Here is a 2,687-nt window from a genome sequence, read left to right as displayed (position 1 = left end):
TGCCGTCGGTGGAGAAATCGTCGACCAGGATGATCTCCTTGTCGAGGTCGACTGCCTTAACGCAGCGATAGAGCTCTTCGATGGTTTCCTTCTCGTTGTAGACAGGTATCACTACAGATAGTTTCAAGATTTGGCACTCCTCACAGGAAAGCTAATTAAAACGCCGGCCGAAACCGGTTCATTATAGGGAGTCGCACCGCCATTATCAACACAAAACCGCCGCCTGCTCCAGACCTTGGGGGTCTGCACATTCCGCTTTTCGGACATCCCGAGCGCTCCCTCCCCCCACGGGGGAGGGCCGGGGTGAGGGAAGCTTCCACTAGAGATTCAGCCGGCATTGTTCAAGATGCGTGACCACCCTCACCCCTGCCCCTCTCCCGGAGGGCGAGGGGAGTTGGCAGAGACGGGGAAAAGGGGAAGCTAGCGGGGCGGTCGGGAGTGGCGGCGCCCGGCGACCCCGCGATGGCAGGCCTCGATCCGCTCCACCACCGACTCCAGGCCGTACTGCTCGCGCACGAAGCGGCGGCCGTTGTCGGCCAGGGTGCGGGCGAAGGAGGGATCGGTCAACAGCCGCAGCACCGCCTCGGCGAAGGCCTGCGGGTCGTCCGCCACCAAAAGGTCCCTCCCCGGCTGGGCGTTGATCCCCTCGTTGCCGTAGGAGGTGGTGACCACCGGGGTGCCGGCCGCCAGGGCGTCCAGGATCTTGACGATGATGCCGCCGCCGGTCAGGATGGGGGCGACGAAGACCGCGGCCTCCTTGCAGCAGCGGTCCAGATCGTCCACGAAGCCCGGCACCTCCACCGCGTGGTCGCGCTCGGCCAGCGAGGTCAGTTCCTCGGGCGGCCCGTAGCCCGCTGCGATGAAGCGGGCCTGCGGCAGCGCGGCACGCACCCGGGGGAAGACCTCGTGGTAGAAATAGAGCGCAGCGTCCACGTTGACGCGCCGGTACTTGTAGGAGGCCAGAAAGAGCAGGGTGTTGGGCCTGGCCGGGTACTGCCGCTCGGTGATGTCGAGACCTGCCGGGATCGGCACGGTGCTGACCGGCAGGCCCGGTTCCATGTTAAGGAGGAAGTCGCGATCGAAATCGGAAAGGGTGAGGACTGCGTCGAAGCGGCGCACGATGCTGCGCTCCATGGCCCGGACCAGCAGATACTTGAGCCAGGCGAGGAGCCGCCCCGGCCCGCTGCTTTGCCGGACCGCGCGCGCCGCCGGCTTGCTGATGACGTCGTGGGCATCGAGCACCAGCGGGGTCTTCCCCCTCCTGATGAAGAGCGCGGTCTCCACCCATTCCACCTGGGCCAGGTCGTAATCCCCCTCCCGTATCAGCCGGTCGGCGAAGCGGCTGAAGGCGAGGTAGTTGCCGATCAGGCGCAGCTTGTCCAGTACGCCCCTTTTGGCGACGGTCCGATAGGTGAAGGGGTGGATCTTGGCGCAGATAGGGCGCAAGGACTCCAGCTGCGGGAGCTCCTCTTCCTCCAGACGCGTCGCCAGGTGCACCTCGTGCCGCTGCGCGAGCTGGCTCAAGAGCTCGAAGACGTAGCGCCCGCCCGCATGGGTGGAGAGTTTCTGCGGGAGGAAGAGGGAAACGAAGAGTATCTTCATGCAGTAGCCTTTTGCCCGGCCATCATCGTTCCCCCGGTCCGGAGCCGTGGCGTTCCTTGGCGATGAAGAGCTTCAGGTACCAGAGCCTCAGCCGGTCGAGCAGCTTCTCTCCCAGCAGCGCCTTGATCGCCTTTTGCAGCCAGAACAGGGTCAGCGTCTTGTAGTAGCCGGCCAGATATTTGGCGTGGGGAAGGCTGAGCGTCCCGAAGTGGTCGCCGTTTATCCTCTTGGCCTCCCGAAGCGAGGCGGCGTAATTGGTGCTGGTCAGGCCGGTGTTGCGGTAGTTGACCAGAAAGGCGTCCACCGGCAGGTAGGGGACCTGACGTCGCATGCTGCGCAAAAGGAAGTCGTAATCGGCGGCGAAGCGGTAGCCCAGGCTGTAGCCACCCACCTCTTGATAGACCTGCCGGTGTACGAACATGGCCTGGTGACAGACCGGCATCCCCAGCCAACAGCGCGCAAGCGAGGGATAGAAGCTGTACTTGAGCTCCAGGTCCTCCTGCAGCACGTAGTTGTTGCCGTAGTAGACCCCCTGGCAGGGCGACTCCAGGTAGGCTTCCGCCACCTGCTCGATGGCGTCCGGTTCGTAGTAATCGTCGGCGTTCAAAAGGGCGATCAGCTCGCCGTGCGCCAGCGCGATCCCCTTGTTCATGGCGTCGTAGATGCCGTCATCCCGCTCGCTGACCAGACAGTCGATCCTCTCGGCGTATCTCTCCAGGATGGCGGGGGTGCCGTCGGTGGAACCGCCGTCGATCACCACGTATTCGACGTTGGGGTAGCTCTGGTTCAGCACGCTCAGGATGGTCTGTTCGAGGTGCCGCTCGCCGTTGAAGACCACGGTGACCACGCTGACCAGCGGCAGTCCCGGCCTTGAGCGCTTCTGGCTGTCGGTCATTGGGCCCCTCCCCTCCCCCGCGCCAGCAGCTCCCGGTACAGATCGGCATAGTGCCGGGCGACCTTCTCCAGCGAAAAGCGCTCTTCCGCCTCGCGCCTGCCACGCGCCGCCAGCTGGGCGCGCTGACCGTCGTCCGCCAGGAGGGTGATGATGCCGCCGGCCAAGTCGTCGGGATCATAGGCGCGGGCGA

At 64.8% G+C, this 2,687-nt stretch carries 4 protein-coding genes; all 4 read right to left on the bottom strand.

Features of this window, described 5'->3' with window-relative positions; translation table 11 throughout:
• The coding region (locus tag VJ604_RS03905) for a glycosyltransferase (RefSeq protein WP_324080070.1) at positions 1–112 on the bottom strand (112 nt) is incomplete at its 3' end.
• Positions 113–420: 308 nt separating this feature from the next.
• Positions 421–1,602, bottom strand: coding sequence for a glycosyltransferase family 4 protein (locus tag VJ604_RS03900; protein ID WP_324080069.1), 1,182 nt, complete (start codon positions 1,600–1,602; stop codon positions 421–423).
• Between the two features lie 22 nt (positions 1,603–1,624).
• On the bottom strand, positions 1,625–2,497 hold the full coding sequence (locus VJ604_RS03895; RefSeq protein ID WP_324080068.1) for a glycosyltransferase family 2 protein: 873 nt from the start codon (positions 2,495–2,497) through the stop codon (positions 1,625–1,627).
• Positions 2,494–2,687 (bottom strand): glycosyltransferase (locus tag VJ604_RS03890; RefSeq protein WP_414652389.1); only part of this gene is annotated, 194 nt, incomplete at its 5' end. The genes VJ604_RS03895 and VJ604_RS03890, both read right to left, overlap by 4 nt.

This window comes from Geomonas sp. (genome assembly GCF_035254065.1).
Taxonomy (GTDB): Bacteria; Desulfobacterota; Desulfuromonadia; order Geobacterales; family Geobacteraceae; genus Geomonas.
The sequence above is the reverse complement of the archived record's forward strand: the minus strand, read 5'-3'. Positions and strand labels throughout refer to the sequence as shown.